This window comes from Pseudomonas sp. NPDC085632, assembly GCF_044541255.1.
Lineage (GTDB): Bacteria > Pseudomonadota > Gammaproteobacteria > Pseudomonadales > Pseudomonadaceae > Aquipseudomonas.
This window is the reverse complement of record NZ_JBITSX010000011.1, coordinates 119,184-135,415: the sequence shown is the minus strand read 5'-3', so window position 1 is coordinate 135,415 and position 16,232 is coordinate 119,184. Positions and strand designations below refer to the sequence as shown.

Annotated in this window: 15 protein-coding genes; 11 read left to right on the top strand and 4 right to left on the bottom strand. The window is 59.9% G+C overall.

Annotated features, from left to right (window positions below; all coding sequences use genetic code 11):
• Positions 1-530: type II secretion system F family protein (locus ACIF4X_RS11400; protein WP_397482189.1), on the top strand; the 530-nt coding region annotated here is incomplete at its 5' end.
• A gap of 245 nt (positions 531-775) precedes the next feature.
• Here ACIF4X_RS11400 and ACIF4X_RS11395 read toward each other — a convergent pair.
• Positions 776-1,918 (bottom strand): polysaccharide lyase family 1 protein, encoded by a 1,143-nt coding sequence (locus tag ACIF4X_RS11395; protein WP_397482188.1) that lies wholly within the window; start codon positions 1,916-1,918, stop codon positions 776-778.
• 199 nt (positions 1,919-2,117) lie between these two features.
• On the opposite strand from ACIF4X_RS11395, the gene ACIF4X_RS11390 reads away from it, so the two are divergent.
• Positions 2,118-2,873 carry a FadR/GntR family transcriptional regulator gene (locus ACIF4X_RS11390; RefSeq protein ID WP_397482187.1) on the top strand — a complete coding sequence of 252 codons (756 nt, stop codon included), beginning with the start codon at positions 2,118-2,120 and terminating at the stop codon, positions 2,871-2,873.
• 4 nt (positions 2,874-2,877) lie between these two features.
• Here ACIF4X_RS11390 and ACIF4X_RS11385 read toward each other — a convergent pair whose 3' ends face one another.
• From ACIF4X_RS11385 to ACIF4X_RS11375, 3 genes are all read right to left on the bottom strand, one after another.
• Entirely contained in the window at positions 2,878-3,771 is an 894-nt protein-coding gene (locus tag ACIF4X_RS11385; RefSeq protein ID WP_397482186.1) for an SMP-30/gluconolactonase/LRE family protein, read from the bottom strand.
• The gene (locus ACIF4X_RS11380; protein WP_397482185.1) at positions 3,768-4,610 is read right to left on the bottom strand and encodes an NAD-dependent epimerase/dehydratase family protein; all 843 of its coding nucleotides are present in this window, start codon (positions 4,608-4,610) and stop codon (positions 3,768-3,770) included. Before ACIF4X_RS11380 ends, ACIF4X_RS11385 begins: the two co-directional genes overlap by 4 nt.
• 96 nt (positions 4,611-4,706) lie before the next feature.
• The gene (locus tag ACIF4X_RS11375; protein ID WP_397482184.1) at positions 4,707-5,432 is read right to left on the bottom strand and encodes an oligogalacturonate-specific porin KdgM family protein; all 726 of its coding nucleotides are present in this window, start codon (positions 5,430-5,432) and stop codon (positions 4,707-4,709) included.
• A 360-nt stretch (positions 5,433-5,792) separates the two neighbouring features.
• On the opposite strand from ACIF4X_RS11375, the gene ACIF4X_RS11370 reads away from it, so the two are divergent.
• The 9 genes from ACIF4X_RS11370 (at position 5,793) to ACIF4X_RS11330 (ending at position 16,226) form a co-directional block, all read left to right on the top strand.
• Positions 5,793-6,947, top strand: coding sequence for a mandelate racemase family protein (locus tag ACIF4X_RS11370; protein WP_008079679.1), 1,155 nt, complete (start codon positions 5,793-5,795; stop codon positions 6,945-6,947).
• Positions 6,948-7,019: 72 nt separating this feature from the next.
• Positions 7,020-8,630, top strand: a complete 1,611-nt coding sequence (locus ACIF4X_RS11365; protein WP_397482183.1) for an ABC transporter substrate-binding protein — start codon at positions 7,020-7,022, stop codon at positions 8,628-8,630.
• 84 nt (positions 8,631-8,714) lie between these two features.
• Positions 8,715-9,728: an ABC transporter permease gene (locus ACIF4X_RS11360; RefSeq protein ID WP_397482194.1), complete on the top strand. Its 1,014-nt coding sequence runs from the start codon at positions 8,715-8,717 to the stop codon at positions 9,726-9,728.
• 46 nt (positions 9,729-9,774) lie between these two features.
• Positions 9,775-11,385 (top strand): ABC transporter substrate-binding protein, encoded by a 1,611-nt coding sequence (locus ACIF4X_RS11355; protein ID WP_397482182.1) that lies wholly within the window; start codon positions 9,775-9,777, stop codon positions 11,383-11,385.
• A 62-nt stretch (positions 11,386-11,447) separates the two neighbouring features.
• On the top strand, positions 11,448-12,365 hold the full coding sequence (locus ACIF4X_RS11350) for an ABC transporter permease (RefSeq protein WP_034152645.1): 918 nt from the start codon (positions 11,448-11,450) through the stop codon (positions 12,363-12,365).
• Positions 12,366-12,376: 11 nt separating this feature from the next.
• Positions 12,377-13,216, top strand: coding sequence for an ABC transporter ATP-binding protein (locus ACIF4X_RS11345; protein WP_026000816.1), 840 nt, complete (start codon positions 12,377-12,379; stop codon positions 13,214-13,216).
• A gap of 10 nt (positions 13,217-13,226) precedes the next feature.
• Complete coding sequence (locus tag ACIF4X_RS11340; protein WP_102902870.1) at positions 13,227-14,003, top strand: ABC transporter ATP-binding protein; 777 nt, start codon at positions 13,227-13,229, stop codon at positions 14,001-14,003.
• A gap of 23 nt (positions 14,004-14,026) precedes the next feature.
• A complete protein-coding gene (locus tag ACIF4X_RS11335) occupies positions 14,027-14,395 on the top strand; it encodes a 5-carboxymethyl-2-hydroxymuconate Delta-isomerase (RefSeq protein WP_397482181.1) in 369 nt (122 codons plus the stop codon).
• 13 nt (positions 14,396-14,408) lie between these two features.
• Positions 14,409-16,226 carry a glycosyl hydrolase family 28 protein gene (locus ACIF4X_RS11330; protein WP_397482180.1) on the top strand — a complete coding sequence of 606 codons (1,818 nt, stop codon included), beginning with the start codon at positions 14,409-14,411 and terminating at the stop codon, positions 16,224-16,226.
• Positions 16,227-16,232 lie beyond the last annotated feature (6 nt).

The following is a 16,232-nucleotide window of genomic DNA, read 5'->3' as shown; positions in this document are numbered from 1 at the left end:
CGATCATCGCAGGGGCGTTCTGGAGCTGGCGTCTGTATCTGCGCAATCCGGCGGCACGTTTGAGTTGGCATCATCGGGTGCTGAAATTGCCGCTGCTCGGGCGTTTCATCCTCGGTCTGAATACCGCACGTTTCGCCTCGACGCTGGCGATTCTCGGCGGCGCCGGCGTGCCGTTGTTGCGTGCACTGGAAGCGGCGCGACAGACCTTGTCCAACGATCGCTTGAGTTTGAGCGTCACTGAGGCCACGGCCAAGGTGCGCGAAGGGGTCAACCTCGCCGCCGCGTTGCGCATGGAAAACGTCTTCCCACCGGTGTTGATTCACCTGATCGCGAGTGGCGAGAAAACCGGTTCACTGCCACCGATGCTTGAGCGCGCAGCGCAAACCCTGTCGCGGGATATCGAACGGCGGGCGATGGGCATGACCGCGTTGCTGGAGCCGTTGATGATTGTGGTGATGGGCGGGGTGGTGCTGGTGATTGTGATGGCGGTGTTGTTGCCGATCATTGAGATTAATCAACTGGTCCAGTAGCAGGTTTTGATGGTGTCTGACTTGGCCCCATCGCTGGCAAGCCAGCTCCCACAGGGGACGGTGTTGTTGATGCGATCTGTGTCACAACAGAAAACTTGTGGGAGCTGGCTTGCCAGCGATGAGGCCAGTCAGGGCAATGAATAATCCAAACTTTCCCAGAATTCCACTCCCCGCACGCTCTCCAAGCAGACATGAAAAAGCCCTCGTCACCGAGGGCTTTTCATTCACACGGTTACATCGATCAATCAGATCTTGCCAGCGCCAGCCTTGGCCTTAACGTCGGCAGCGACTTTGTCCGCGTTCAGCGGGGTGTAGCTGTAAGGCGGGGTCCAGCCGATGCTCGAACTCCACGAACAGCTTAGTGCGCTGCCATTGAGTGTCGAGCCTTGGTCGCGGTAAACGCTGCCACCATAATCGCCGGCGATTTTGTCGCAGCCGCTGATGCCGGAGATTTCGAACGCGTTCTTCTCGGAAAAAATCTTCGAGTTTTTACCCACACCGTGCGCGTAACTGAACGGGTAGACCTTATGGCTGGTGCTGCCCACATGATAGTTGTTGTACAGGTGCACCTGGCCGAAGCGAACGCGGGGTGCGCGTGCGGAGATGTTTTCGAACAGGGTGTTGTGGATCGTGACCTTGAGCTTGCCGTCATCGGTGGTACGGCTGTCGCTGGAACCGATCAGGTTGTTCTTCTCGTGCGATTTGAACGCCGAGTAGGAAATGGTCACGTAGTTGGCACCGTTTTTCACGTCCAGTGCGCCGTCGTGATGTTGCTTTGGACGACCGTTGGCAGTGCCGTTCTGGTCATCGGTGCGGCGGCCATCGGTGAAGGTGACATGGTCGACCCACACATTGTTGGCGCCTTCGATGGTCAGTCCGTCGTACTCGGAGTTCCAGTTGCCGGCGCTGCCGTCATTGGCGTCCCAGATCGGCTCCGGATCCCACGGGTTTTCGATGGTGATGTTGCGGATGATCACATCGTTTTCCTTGGCATAGAAGAAACCCTCGCGGATCTCCGCCGTGCTGCTCGTACCGACGATGGTCGTCTTGCCGGGGATATCCAGACGGCCGCGCTTTTTCATATCGGCAGTCGTCGTATAAGCTTTACCTTCGCTGATATCGATGAGCCCGGTAATCTTGATGATGCGACCGTTGGTACCGACCGAGGCGCTAAGTGCAGCTTTCAGTTCGGCGGCGTTCTTCACGGTGTAGATGTTGTTGGCTGCGGCTTTGGAGCCACCCTTGGTGCCACCGTTTTGCGTGGCCCAGCCAGTCGTTGCAACATCCAGCCAGATATCGGCCGCTTGTGCAGGCAGGCTGGAAAACAGCAGGCTGCCGACGATGGCGCTGGCCAGTTTGCAGGCCGTGAAGGTTGTTGGTTTTGTCATGAGTAATCAGATCCTTGATTAACTTGAGTGTTTTACACGCGAAATTTCGACGTGTTTCTCGAGCGGACGTCCTTATCGCCATTGCAGCGAATCGAACGTCCGCTGCATGAGAAATCCTATCATGTGAACTGGTGCGTTGTCGTACAACTGAATGGGCTATGATGCGTAATTATTCGAAAATTCGAGATTTTTGTTGCTGATGGACAGATCCAACGCCACACCCAATGTTCGTCGCCGGCATCGCAGCCTGGCGGAGGACCTGGTCACCGAGCTGTCCCGACGCATTTGCAGCGGCGAACTCGCGCGCGCGACGAAGCTGCCGACTGAATCTCAGGTCATGGCCGAGCACGGCGTCAGTCGCACCGTCGTGCGCGAGGCGATGTCGCGTCTGCAGGCGGCCGGCCTGGTAGAAACCCGGCACGGTATCGGCACCTTTGTTCAGGACATTCCCAGCCCCAGCGGTTTTCGCATTGATCCGGACAGCATCGTCACGCTTGCGGATGTCTTGGCGGTGCTTGAGTTGCGCATCACCCTTGAGGTCGAGGCCGCTGGCCTGGCGTGTGCACGACGTACCGATGAGCAACTGCAACTGATGCGTGATTCGCTGGACGCCATCAACTCCCGCGCCGTCAGTGTCGACTACGCCGTGTCGGCGGATTTCCAGTTCCACCAGCAAATTGCGCTGGCCACTGGCAACCGCTATTTCACCGACATCATGCTGCACCTGGGCGCGAACATTCTGCCGCGCACACGCCTGCATTCCAAACGCCTGGAGAATGACCGCAAGGAGCCCTATCTGGAGCGCCTCAGTCGCGAGCATGAAGACATTTACATTGCGATTGTCCGGCGTGATTCCGACGCCGCGCGCGCAGCCATGCGTTTGCATCTATCCAACAGCCGCGAGCGTCTGCGCCGAGCCTACGAGGCCGCAGACGCGGCGGCATTGAACGTCTGAAGCCTCAGGCGCGTGCCTTGGGTTCGGGCAGGCCTTGAACGCCCGGATTGAGGGCGAACACCCCGCCCGCCAATGGCTGGTCAGCGAGATCGATGCCTTGCGGGCGAATCGAAGTGACAAACAGGGTGTCGAGCCGAGGGCCGCCAAAGGCACACATCGTCGGTTTCTTCACCGGCACCGGCAGCGCGCGATCCAGTTTCCCCTGTGGGGTAAAGCGCAGCACCAGGCCGGCATCAATTGCGCAGATCCAGTAACAGCCGTGTGAATCGACGGCGGCACCGTCCGGTCGACCGGGGTGGTCGTTCATGTCGACGAACAGGCGGCGGTTGTGCGGCGTACCGCTGTCGATGTCGTAATCGAAGGCCCAGATCAGTTGCCGGCTCGGGTGCGAATCGGACAGATACATGATGCCCCCGTCGGGGCTGAACGCCAGGCCGTTGGGCACCACGAGGTCCTCCAGTTGCGGCGCCAGCATCGATACATCGTTCGGGTTTTGTCCGTCGTAGCGATAGAGCGCGCCGACCGCCTCGGCGCCCATGGCGGTTGGCATCGAGCTGGCCCAAAAGCGTCCCTGACGATCGCAGCGACCATCATTGAAACGCATGCGCGGGCGGGCATGCTCGACGCCGATGAGCTTTTCCGCAGCCAGACGTCCGTCAGCCTGCGGGCGCAGTTTGAACAGGCCACTTTCCTGCGCGCCAAGCCAATGTCCCGCTTCACTGCGGGCGATACAGGCGAGCATTTCGTGCGCCTGCCAGCAGTCGGTCTGGCCATCGAGCTGCCAGCGATGCAAGCGGCCGGCCGGAATATCCACCCAATACAACGCATTTTCGTCAGCTTGCCAGACCGGGCTTTCCCCGGTGGCGTTGCGCGCATCGACAATCAGTTCGGCATTCATGATCGTGTCTGCGCCGTTGTTTCAAACGGACCTGCAGCGGTAAAGGCGCCGCCCTGATACACGCGGTCGGGATGGTCGGCAGCGAGTGCCGGTTGTTGTTCGACCTTTGTGCGAAAGGCTTCGGAGCTGTCCTGCGGCGCAAAGCCCAGGTGCGCGGCGTGCCGATTGCTCCACCACTGATCACGGTTGGCGGACACCCCGTACACCACGCTGTGCCCGACATCGCTGGCCAATAGTGCACGGGCGATCAGATGCTCCAGATCGGTATAGCTCAGCCAGGTCGCCAGCATGCGCAGGTTGCGCGGTTCGGGAAATGAGGAGCCGATGCGCAGGCTCACTGTTTCGATGCCATAGCGGTGGAAATAGAACGTTGCCATGTCCTCGCCGTAAGCCTTCGACAAGCCGTAGTAACCGTCCGGGCGACGCGGCGAATGGGCGTCGATCTGTTCGTCCTGCGAGTAGAAACCGGTGACGTGGTTGGAGCTGGCGAACACGATGCGCTTGACCCCGTGCAGACGCGCGGCCTCATAAACATGAAACGTGCCGCGAATATTCGCCTCGAGGATTTCTTCGAAGGATCGCTCCACCGAGATCCCGCCCAAATGCACGATGGCATCGACGCCCTCGACCAGCGCCGCGACAGCGGCCTTGTCGCTCAGATTGCAGTTGATCACTTCGTCATGTACGCCGCGGCTCGGCGCCATCGCACTGATGTCCGAGGCGCGGACGATGTCGGCGTGAACCTGCAGGGTTTCTCGCAGAATCTGACCGAGCCCACCGGCGCCGCCGGTCAGCAAAATACGCTTGAAGGGTTTGGCTTGCGTAGCGTGTGTGGTCATGGTCGGGTCTTCCATTACGCGGTGGTGAAAGGGGGGAGCGGCGGGGTTTCTGCCCGACAAGCGATGCGCGCTCGCCAGGCAAATGCGGCGCGCGGCTTACATGAAGTTGTACTGCACGCCCAGACGCCAGCGAGCCTGGCGGTCAGGTGAGGTGGACTCGACTTTGATGTCGCCGATTTCCATGAAGGGCGCCCATTGTTTGGTGAGCTTGTATTTGACGATCAGGTTCTGTTCGTAGTCGCTCTTCTTGTTGTCGTAGCGGATGTAGTCGGTCTTGAAATAGATGAACTGATATTCGTAAGCCCACTTGTTGGCTGGCGTGTAGCCGAGCCAGCCTTCGAAGCGGTGGGTGGTCTGGTCATCTTTGTAGTGATCAGGCATGTCTTTGTTGACCTGATCGCGGTCGAGTTTGCGCAGGTCCAGGCGATAGCGCGTCGCGACGTAGAAGGCGTCGTCGATTTTGTAGTTGTACTTGAGGCCGAACTTGTAGGCGGTCGCATCTTTGGAACTGTCCATTTGAAATGCCGGGGTCAGCGTCGACTGCGCGCTGAGCTTGTAGTTGTAGCTCACGGTGAACTCATGGCCGTTGTTGACCATGTTGTCGTAGGCGACATCTTTGCGGTCACCGGCCGTGCGGTATTTCATCTCCGCCTCAAACCCCAGTCCACTGTCCAGGCGGTAATTGAGCTTGATTCGGTCGGCGTGGGCGCTGTCCTCCTCGGTGTACTGATGGCGGTAGTTGAGGCTGGCAGAGTCAGCATTGACAGAGAAGGGCAGGCCGAGGGCCGCGACAGTGACGAGCGTGCGTAGGGTGGTGTTCATACGGTCTTCTTTTTTGTTTTTGTTAGGGTCGTTTGACGAGTACTACAGGCACCGCGATGTTGCGTATGGCTCTCATTTGAGGCGCAGATATAAGTTATCGTACGACAAGATGACTCGTCTACGTCATTTTGCTTGTTTGGAAACACTTTGAAACATATGCGCCCTGTGAATAGGCCTATAACGCCAGTCATGTTATTCCGCAGTCATCTTTAAATATGGCGCTTTGCTGGACGTTTAGTCGAAAAGGCTTCGATTCGAAGAAGAGTTATTGGGTCTTTTCAAGTGTTGTACGATGACCTATGATCGGTCGCAACCGACGACACTCCTGTCACAAATCCAATAAGAAGGCTCAAGACGTCCATGAGAATCACAGCAGTCAACGTCCAGGTTTTTTCCTATCCCACCCGCCGCGCAGTCGACAGCGCCGGTCATGCTCATCCCGGTGATGTCAGTCAGGCGCAAATGGCGTTGCTGCGCATCCAGACCGAAGACGGCAAGGAGGGTTACGCCCTCGGTGCGCCGGAGCTGATTCGTCCTTACGTGCTGGATGGTTTTGTGCGCAAGGTGCTGGTCGGGCAGAACGCCTTCGATCGCGAAAAGATCTGGCATGACCTGGCGCACTGGCAGCGTGGCAGCGCCAGCCAGTTGACTGATCGCGCGCTGGCGTTGGTCGAGCAGGCGTTGTGGGACTGGGCGGGGCGCAAGCTCGGCGTACCGGTGCACAAGTTGATCGGCGGCTTTCGCGACAAGGTGCCGGCGTACGGCTCAACCATGTGTGGCGATGAATTGCCTGAGGGCCTGGCGACGCCGGAAGACTACGGACGCTTTGCCGAAACGCTGGTCAAGCGCGGCTACAAGGCGATCAAGTTGCACACCTGGATGCCGCCGGTCTCGTTCGCACCGAGCCCGCGCATTGACGTCAAAGCTTGTGCGGCAGTGCGCGAAGCGGTGGGCCCGGACATCGCCTTGATGCTCGACGGTTATCACTGGTACAGCCGCACCGAAGCGTTGTACATCGGACGCGAACTGGAAAAACTCGACTTCGCCTGGTTCGAAGAACCGATGATGGAAGAGTCCGCCGAATCCTATGCCTGGCTGGCGGGGCAACTGGACATTCCGGTACTCGGCCCGGAAACCCTGTCCGGCAAACACCTGAGCCGGGCCAGTTGGGTCAAGCACGACGTTTGCGACATCCTGCGTGCCGGTGTTGCCGGTGTCGGCGGGATCGGACCTTGCCTGAAAGTCGCGCACATGGCCGAGTCGTTTGGCATGGACTGCGAAATCCATGGCAACGGCGCAGCCAACCTGACAGTGGTCGGCGCGATCAAGAACTGCACCTGGTACGAGCGCGGCTTGCTGCACCCGTACCTGGATTACGACGAGGTGCCGGCGTACCTCAAGCGCCTGGTCGACCCGATGGACAGCGACGGTTTTGTGCATTTGTCCGACCTGCCGGGTCTGGGCGAAGACATCGACTTCAACTTCATCGAGATGAACACGCTTAAAAGCTTCTGACGTGTACGCGGGCTGCCCGGTGCATGCCGGGCTGTCCGAGAGCCCTATAAATATAAGAAAGGCACTCTCGCTATGAACATTCTTCCTTCGCTGTGGGCGCGGGTTTTGGCGGCTACCCTGACGGTGACCGCGCTACCTGTCGTCCATGCCAAAACCCCGGCCGATCAATTGATCGTCGGCATGAGCATGATCAATCTGCTGTCCCTCGACCCGGCAGCCGCCACCGGCCTGGACGTGTCGGAGATCAATGCCAATCTCTATGACATGTTGCTGGTGCAAGACGTCGCTGCGCCGGATCGGCTGTTGCCGGCACTCGCCGAGCGCTGGCAAGTCAGCGACGACCGCAAGACACTGACCTTCAATCTGCGCCAGGGCGTGCAATTTCAATCAGGCAACCCGTTGAGCGCCGAAGACGTCGCCTGGTCGTTGCAGCGCGTGCTCAAACTCAATCTCGCATTGGCGTCGACCTGGAAGGCTTACGGTTTTACCGCCGACAATGTCGAGCGTTCGATGCGCGCGACCGATGCCAATACCTTCGTCATTGAACTGCCGCGACCCACCGACCCACAGTTGGTGCTCAACACGCTGGCGACGTCGCCAAGCGCCTTCATTCTTGATCGCAAAAAAGTCCTCGAACACCAGAAGAACAATGACCAGGGCGCCGCCTGGCTGGTGACGCACGCCGCCGGCAGTGGTGCCTTCGTGCTCAATGACTGGCGGGCTAACGACGTGATTCTGATGAGCCGTTTCGACGGTTATTGGGGTGGCCCGGCCAAGCTCAAGCGCATTGTCATGCGCAACATGACCGAGTCGCAGTCGTTGCGTCTGATGATCGAACGGGGCGACCTCGACATCGCCAAAGGCATGTCGGCGCCGGACATTCAGGCCTTGCAGAAAAGCGACAAAGTCCGCACGCAAACCCTGCAACGCGGCACGCTGTACTACGTCGCACTGAGTGTGAAGCAGCCGATGTTCGCCGACGCGCGCGTGCGCAAAGCCGTGCGCTCGTTGATCGACTACCAGGGCATCAACCAGACCGTCATGCCGCACTACGGCGTGATCAATCAGCGGCCGATGCCGTTGGGCTTGGCTGCGCGCCTGCCGGATCCCGGTTATCGACTGAATGTCGATGAGGCCAAAAAACTCCTCGCCGACGCCGGTTACCCCAACGGGTTCAAGACCAGCATTCGCGTGCTGGCCGAGCCGCCGTTCATCAACATTGCCTCCAATCTGCAATCGACGCTGGCGCAGGCCGGGATCGAAGCCAGCATCATCACCGGCACCGGTAACCAGATCTACGGCGCCATGCGTGAGCGCAGTTTCGACATCATCGTCGGCCGTGGCGGTGGCGGTGCCGAACGTCATCCCCATTCGAGCCTGCGCACGCTGGTGTACAACCCGGATAACCGTGACGAAGCCAAGCTGAGCAACTTCCAGGGCTGGCGCACTTCGTTTTACAGTCCCGCGTTGAATCAGTTGATCGAGAGTGCCGAAGTCGAGCCCGATGCGCAGAAACAGCAGGCGCAGTATCAGGACATTCAGCAACAACTCGATCAGCAAGTGGGCGCCATTCTGCCGGTCTCGCAGATGACCGACACGGTGCTGGTCTACGCCGATGTTGCCGATTTTCAGGGGCACACGGCCGCGACCACGCGCTACAAAGACGTCTACAAAAAACGCTGAAATGCACGGATGAACTTCGCGTGCCGGGTGCACCGGCGACCGTATTATCAGGAGCTGACTATGTTTGTTATGACTGCCTCTGCCATGGGAGCCCGCGCCTCCAATACTGCGCGGCGTGCCAGCACGGTACTGGTGACGTTACTGGGCCTGTTGGCGCTGACGTTTATCATCGGTCGGGTGATGCCGCTCGATCCGGTGCTGGCGGTGGTCGGGCCGGACGCCGACAGCTCGACCTACGATCAGGTGTACCGGGCGATGGGGCTCGACAAGCCGATCTGGACCCAGTTCGGCCTGTACCTCAATGACCTGCTGCACGGTAATTTCGGCAACGCGCTGTTGACCGGGCACCCGGTGCTCGATGACATCCGCCGGGTGTTCCCGGCCACTATCGAACTGGCGACCCTGGCCATTCTCTTCGGTGTGCTGATCGGTTTGCCGCTGGGCGTTTGCGCGGCGAGCAATCAGGGGCGACTGGGCGATCATGTCGCGCGAGTGATTACCCTGTTCGGCTATTCCATGCCGATTTTCTGGCTGGGCATGATGGGTTTGCTGGTGTTTTACGCCTGGCTCGGCTGGGCCGGGGGCGCCGGTCGCATAGATCTGGCGTACGACGGCATGGTGCCCGAAGTCACCGGGCTGTTGCTGATCGATTCAAGCCTGGCAGGTGATTGGGAAGCCTTCGCCAGCGCCTTGCGCCACATCGTCTTGCCGGCGCTGATCCTCGGGCTGAACTCGGTGGCTTACATCAGTCGGATGACGCGCAGCTTCATGCTCGAGCAACTGTCCCAGGAGTACATCATCACCGCTCGGGTCAAGGGGTTGTCGCGCCGCCAGGTGGTCTGGGGGCACGCTTTTCGCAACATCCTCGTGCAACTGCTCACAGTGGTGGCGCTGGCTTACGGCTCGCTGCTCGAAGGCGCGGTGCTGATCGAAACGGTTTTTGCCTGGCCCGGTTTCGGCCAGTACCTGACCAGCAGCCTGATGCTCGGCGACATGAACGCGGTGATGGGCTGTGTGCTGGTGATCGGTTTGATTTTTGTCGCGCTCAACCTGATCAGCGATGCCTTGTACAAGGTCTTCGACCCCCGCACCCGTTAACACGCTTGGCAGCAGCAATAAAAATTATAAAAAGAAGGATTTTTCAATGACGACTGCATTTACCAAACTGCACGCTGGCCTGTTAGCGGCGATCCTGGCGCTGGTGCCGATGACACAAGCCAACGCCAAGACGCCGGCCGATCAACTGATCGTCGGCATGAGCATGGTCAACCTGTTTTCCATCGATCCGGCCAACGCGCCAGGCCTCGACGCTTCTGGCGTCAACGCCAATCTTTACGACACTCTGGTCAAGCGAGATCAGGGCAATCCGGAACAGCATCTACCGCAACTGGCCGAGCGCTGGACGATCAGCGACGACGGCAAGCAGATAACCTTTCATTTGCGTCAGGACGTGAAGTTTCACTCCGGTAATCCGCTGACCGCTGAAGACGTGGCCTGGTCGCTGTACCGGGTGATGAAGCTCAACTTCGGCCTGGCCACGACCTGGAAAGCCTACGGTTATAACGTCGACAACATTCAGTCACTGATCCGCGCCAGCGATGCCCACACGCTGGTTATCGACTTGCCGCAAACCATGGACCCGCTGTTGTTGATCGACTCGCTGGCGATCTCGCCAAGCGCGGTGGTGATCGATCGCAAAACGGCTTTGGCGCATGAGAAAAACGCTGACCTCGGTGCTAACTGGCTGGTGACCAACGAGGCCGGCAGCGGCCCCTTTGTGCTGAGCAAATGGACGGCGAACGACTCGCTGTTGCTGACCCGCTTCGACGGTTACTGGGCTGGTGCTGCCAAGCTCAAGCGCGTGGTGGTGCGGCACATGACTGAATCGCAGTCGCTGCGCCTGATGCTGGAGCGCGGTGATCTCGATCTGGCGTATGGCATGGCCGCACCGGACATCCGCGCCATCGACGGTTCGGAAAAAATCCACGTGCAGTCACTGCCGCGCGGCACCCTGTACTACGTCGCGCTGAGCATGAAGCAGCCCGAATTTGCCAATCCCAAAGTGCGCGAAGCGGTGCGTAACCTGATCGACTACAAGGGCCTGGACGAACAGGTGATGCCGTATTACGGCCAGCTGAATCAGCAGCCGATGCAACTCAGTCTGGCGGCGCGCCTGCCGGATCCGGGTTATCACATGGACGTCGCCAAGGCGAAAAAACTCCTCGCCGAAGCGGGTTATCCGGACGGCTTCACCACGACCATTCGCACATTGTCAGAGCCGCCCTTTATCGACATCGCCGCGCGCCTGCAAGCGACGCTGGCCGAGGGCGGGATCAAGGCCAGTATCGTCAACGGCACTGGCAACCAGGTGTACGGCGCCATGCGCGCGCGCAACTTCGACATCATCGTTGCGCGCGGGGCCGAGCGCTATCCGCATCCGTATTTCAGCCTGCGCACGTTTGCCTACAACCCCAACAACAGCGATGACGCCGGCCTGCCGAATTTCCAGGGCTGGCGCGCATCGTTTTTCAGCCCGCAGCTCAATAGCCTGATTGATCAGGCCGGGGTCGAACGCGATGCCGGCCAGCGTCTGAACCTGTATCACCAGGCACAGAAAATCTACGACGAGCAGGTAGGCCCGATCATGATGATTTCGCAGATGACCGACACCGTGGTCAGCGCCGCCGACGTCAAGGGTTTTGCCGGTGATGATGCCGAAGCGACGCGTTATCTGGGTGTCTACAAACAACGCTGAACGCTGCCCGGTGCGTCGGCGTACGCGCCGGGTGATCCTGAATTCAATCCGAGAACATGCCCATGATTGCCAACATGTCTTCTACTGATTCGAGCGCCAAGCGGCGGTCCGATCGTACCCCCGGATCCAGCTTCGACGCCTTCTGCAAAAGTGCCCTGAAAGTTTTGCGGCACTTGTTGCGCAACCCGATGACCCTGGCCGGATTGCTGGTCGCGCTGGTGCTGGTAGTGGTGGCGCTGTTTGCGCCGTGGATCGCCACCCATGATCCGGTGGCGCAGAACCTTGCCAACGCCCTGCAGGCGCCGGGCGCTGCCCACTGGTTCGGCACCGATGAATACGGCCGGGATATCTTCAGTCGGCTGGTCTACGGCTCGCGCATCACGCTGTACATCATCACCCTGGTGACCGTGATCGTCGGCCCGATCGGGCTGTTTATCGGCACCGTCTCCGGCTACTACGGCGGTGTGGTCGACACGGTGTTCATGCGCCTGACCGACATCTTCATTTCCTTCCCCAGTCTGGTGCTGGCGCTGGCATTCATCGCTGCGCTCGGTCCGGGCCTGGAGCATGCGGTGGTAGCGATTGCGCTGACGTCGTGGCCGCCGATCGCGCGACTGGCGCGGGCCGAAACCCTGTCGTTGCGCAAGGCCGACTTTGTCGTGGCGGTCGAGCTGCAAGGGGCTTCGTCCACGCGCATCATCCTGCGGCACATTGTGCCGATGTGCATGTCGTCGGTGATCATCCGCCTGACCATGAACATGGCCGGGATCATCCTCACCGCAGCGGCTCTGGGCTTTCTTGGTCTCGGTGCACAGGCGCCGTCGCCGGAGTGGGGCGCGATGATTTCCACCGGGCGCCGCTACATGCTTGAGTGCTGGTGGCTGGTGGCTGTTCCGGGGGCCGCAATCATGTTGGTCAGCCTGGCTTTCAACCTGTTGGGCGACGGCCTGCGGGACATTCTTGATCCGCGCAGCGAGTAATCGGAGGCTGTATGTCTGCAATCAAATTGAACGTCGAAGGGCTCAATGTGCGCTTCGTCAATGCTCAGAAAGAAACCCACGCCGTGCGCGACGTGTCCTTCACCCTCGGGCGGGAAAAACTCGCCATTGTCGGTGAGTCGGGCTCGGGCAAATCGACGGTCGGTCGTAGCCTGTTGAAGCTGCACCCGGCCAGTGCGCGGATCACCGCCAAGGCTATGCAGTTCGGTGAAGTGGATCTGCTGTCGGCCGGCGAAAAGGTCATGCAGAAGATTCGTGGCCAGCGCATTTCGATGATCATGCAGGACCCGAAATACTCGCTGAACCCGGTGGTCAAGGTCGGCGATCAAATCGCCGAGGCGTATCTGGCGCACCACAAGGCCAGCCGCAGCGAGGCCCGCGAGCGGGTGCTGGAAATGCTCGAAAAAGTCCATATCCGTGATCCGCAACGGGTCTACAACCTGTACCCGCATGAGGTCTCCGGTGGTATGGGCCAGCGGATCATGATCGCGATGATGGTCATCACCCGACCACAGGTGATCATCGCCGATGAGCCGACCTCGGCCCTTGATGTGTCGGTGCGTCAGCAAGTGCTCAACGTGCTGGAAGAACTGGTCGAACAGCAGGAAATGGGTCTGATATTCGTCAGTCATGACCTCAACCTTGTGCGCAATTATTGCGACCGCGTGTTGGTGATGTACGCCGGCAGGGTGGTTGAATCGCTCGCCGCCGGTGACCTGCAACATGCGCAACATCCCTATACCCGCGGCCTGATGGCGGCGTTGCCGAGCATGGACAACCGACGTGAACGGTTGCCGGTGTTGCAACGCGATCCACTGTGGCTGACTTGCTGAGGAATCGACCATGTCCATGATCCAAGCACACGCGCTGAACCTGAGTTTCGGCGCCGGCCCGGCCCTCAATCAAGTGCTGCACGACGTCAGCCTCAGTGTCGCCGACGGCGAATCCTTCGGCCTGGTGGGGGAGTCCGGCTCCGGCAAGACCACCGTATTGCGCTGCCTGGCCGGGCAGTACCGGCACTGGACGGGCGAGTTGAGCATTGCCGGCGCGCCGCTGCAGCACAAGATTCCCAAGGAACATTTCCGTCAGGTGCAGATGGTGTTCCAGGACCCTTACGGCTCGCTGCATCCGCGCCACACCGTCGACACGGCGCTGCGTGAGCCGCTGATTATTCACGGCGTGCGCGACAAGGACGACCGGATCAACGAGATCCTGCTCAAGGTCGGTCTGAACGACAGTTACCGTTTCCGCTATCCGCATCAGTTGTCCGGTGGCCAGCGCCAGCGGGTGGCGATTGCCCGTGCGCTGATTCTCGAGCCACGCGTGTTGCTGCTCGATGAGCCGACCTCGGCGCTGGATGTCTCGGTGCAGGCGGAGATTCTCAATCTGCTGGCGGATTTGCGCCGTCGCGAGAAACTCACCTACCTGATGGTCACTCACGATCTCGGTGTGGTCACGCACCTGTGTGATCGGGTGGCGGTGATGCAGCAGGGCAAGATCGTCGAGCTGCTCGACAGTCAGGCGCTCAGTCAGGATCTCGCAAGCCACGCCTACACGCGGATGCTGGTGCAGGCCAGTCGTGATTTCAGCCAGGAGTCGGTGCGCCAGCTCGCTGGTTGAACCGATCCATCAAGGAGCGCGACATGCCGCATTGTCTTATCGATTGCCCGCAAACCCTGGCCCAGCGTGTCGGCGAGCAAACCCTGCTCGCTGCCGTGCATGACGCCCTCGATGCCTTCGGCCTGTTCAAGGCCGGGGACATCAAGGTGCGCCTCAATACGTTCACGCATTACCGCTGCGGCGCGGGCGCGGACGATTTTGTCCACGTCGTCCTGTCGGTGTTGTCCGGGCGCAGCGCTGAACAGCGCCGGCGTCTGGCCTCGGCGACCGTGGCGGCGTTGGTGGCTTTACTGCCGGACGTCGAGTCGTTGTCGATGGAGGTTGTGGAAATGCCCCGCGAGACGTTCGTCAACCGCAGCCAATATCTGCAAGAAGCCGGATTGTCGGCCTGAACAAGGAGTGCTCATGCCTTATCGAAATGTTGTTCCGACGCGGCGCAAACAGCCTTTGGCTTTGTCACTGGCGGCCGCGTTGACGCTGGTTTGCAGTGTGTCGTCGTGGGCGCTGGAGGCGCCGGCAAAACTGCAGGTGCCGACCCTGGCCTACGATGATCAGCAGATCATCCTGGTCTGGGAAAAGCCCGCCGATCACGCCGATATCAGCGACTACCGGGTCTACGCCAACGGTGTGTTGCTGGGCGGCAGCAACGCCAACAATGACCGCGTCTCGCCGGCCAAACCTTACATCGACCGCTTCTACGAACAGGATGTTGCCGGTTTTCACCATCGCATCGGCATCCACAGTTACACCGCGCAAGGCTTGAAACCGGATACGGCCTATCGATTCACCGTGCGTTCGGTGGGCACCGATGGCAAAGAGTCGGCCGACAGCCCGCCCGTTTTACAACGGACGAGCAAGGTTGCCGCCGTGTTCGATGTCAGGAAATATGGCGCCAAGGGTGACGGCAAAAGCCTTGATACTTTGGCGATCCAGAACGCCATCGACGCCTGCACCCCCGGCTGCAAAGTATGGTTGCCCAAGGGCACCTATAAAAGCGGGGCGCTTTACCTGAAGAGCAACATCACCCTGGAAATCGCCGAGGGCGCAACGCTGTTGGGTTCCGAGCGTGCCGAAGACTATCCGCTGGCCGGCTACATCCAGTATCCCTATTCGAGCACCGTGCGCCCAGCGTCGCTGATCAACGCCTTGCCGCGCGATTCGCGTCAGCATCAGTCCTTCGAAAATATCCGTATCGTCGGCAAAGGCACGATTGACGGCAACGGCTGGAAGCGCCGCGCCGACGTCGTCGATGAACGCGGTCAGCCATTGCCTTTCTACCTGCCCAGCGACAACACCCGCTACCAGCAGGACGGCATTCTGGCCAAGGCGCAAGTCGAGCAAGCGGTCGCGCGCGGCATGAACGTCAAGGACGCCTACGGCCAGATGCGCTCGTCGCTGATCACCCTGCGCAATGTGAAAAACGTCTTCTACGGCGGTTTCACCGTGGTGAATCCGGCCTTCCACGGGATCATGAACCTGGAAACCGAGAATGTGGTGCTGGCCAATACCACGCATAAAACCTACGACGCCAATAACGGCGACGGCATCGAATTCGCCAACAGCAAGGGCGCGATGGTCTTCAACAACTTCTTTGATACCGGCGATGACTGCGTCAATTTTGCTGCGGGCACCGGGGCGGATGCCGTGCAGCAAAAGCCGCAGGAAGATGCCTGGATCTTCAATAACTACTTCCGCAAGGGCCACGGCATGGTGGTTGCCGGTAGCCATACCGGCGCGTGGATTCAAAACATCCTCGCCGAAGACAACGTTTCCGATGGCACCGATGCCGGCTTGCGCATGAAGAGCACCAACTTCATGGGCGGCGGCGCGCGTAACGTGATCTTCCGCGACTCGGCAATCCGCAATACGCTCAAGCAGGCGTTCATTTTCACCCTCGACTACAACGATCCGAACGCCAAGCTGGATTACCAGCGCTCTACCATTCCCGGGCAGTTCCGCGATATCCGCGTCGCCGACGTGAGCGTCGAAAATGCTCAAGGCAAGGCGATCGAGGTCAAGGGCGACAGTCAGCACGACGCCTGGCATCAGGGGTTGGTGTTCGAGCGCGTGCGCTTCAGTGGTCCGGCCAAGGCGCAGATCGACGGGCTGAAGGATTCGCTGTTCGACCATGTGTCGTTCAGCGAGCACGGTGCTGCCAACCCGTGGCAAGTCACCGGGAGTGTCGGGCTGACGTTCAAGGATGTGCAGCCGCCACCCTTGTAGAACCTG

Excerpts from the sequence above, each read along its gene's own strand:
- ACIF4X_RS11345 (WP_026000816.1), top strand. The coding sequence starts at position 12,377 with ATGTCTGCAATCAAATTGAACGTCGAAGGGCTCAATGTGCGCTTCGTC.
- ACIF4X_RS11380 (WP_397482185.1), bottom strand. The coding sequence starts at position 4,610 with ATGACCACACACGCTACGCAAGCCAAACCCTTCAAGCGTATTTTGCTG.
- ACIF4X_RS11365 (WP_397482183.1), top strand. The coding sequence starts at position 7,020 with ATGAACATTCTTCCTTCGCTGTGGGCGCGGGTTTTGGCGGCTACCCTG.
- ACIF4X_RS11395 (WP_397482188.1), bottom strand. The coding sequence starts at position 1,918 with ATGACAAAACCAACAACCTTCACGGCCTGCAAACTGGCCAGCGCCATC.
- ACIF4X_RS11385 (WP_397482186.1), bottom strand. The coding sequence starts at position 3,771 with ATGAATGCCGAACTGATTGTCGATGCGCGCAACGCCACCGGGGAAAGC.
- ACIF4X_RS11390 (WP_397482187.1), top strand. The coding sequence starts at position 2,118 with ATGGACAGATCCAACGCCACACCCAATGTTCGTCGCCGGCATCGCAGC.
- ACIF4X_RS11360 (WP_397482194.1), top strand. The coding sequence starts at position 8,715 with ATGGGAGCCCGCGCCTCCAATACTGCGCGGCGTGCCAGCACGGTACTG.
- ACIF4X_RS11355 (WP_397482182.1), top strand. The coding sequence starts at position 9,775 with ATGACGACTGCATTTACCAAACTGCACGCTGGCCTGTTAGCGGCGATC.
- ACIF4X_RS11335 (WP_397482181.1), top strand. The coding sequence starts at position 14,027 with ATGCCGCATTGTCTTATCGATTGCCCGCAAACCCTGGCCCAGCGTGTC.
- ACIF4X_RS11350 (WP_034152645.1), top strand. The coding sequence starts at position 11,448 with ATGATTGCCAACATGTCTTCTACTGATTCGAGCGCCAAGCGGCGGTCC.
- ACIF4X_RS11340 (WP_102902870.1), top strand. The coding sequence starts at position 13,227 with ATGTCCATGATCCAAGCACACGCGCTGAACCTGAGTTTCGGCGCCGGC.
- ACIF4X_RS11370 (WP_008079679.1), top strand. The coding sequence starts at position 5,793 with ATGAGAATCACAGCAGTCAACGTCCAGGTTTTTTCCTATCCCACCCGC.
- ACIF4X_RS11375 (WP_397482184.1), bottom strand. The coding sequence starts at position 5,432 with ATGAACACCACCCTACGCACGCTCGTCACTGTCGCGGCCCTCGGCCTG.
- ACIF4X_RS11330 (WP_397482180.1), top strand. The coding sequence starts at position 14,409 with ATGCCTTATCGAAATGTTGTTCCGACGCGGCGCAAACAGCCTTTGGCT.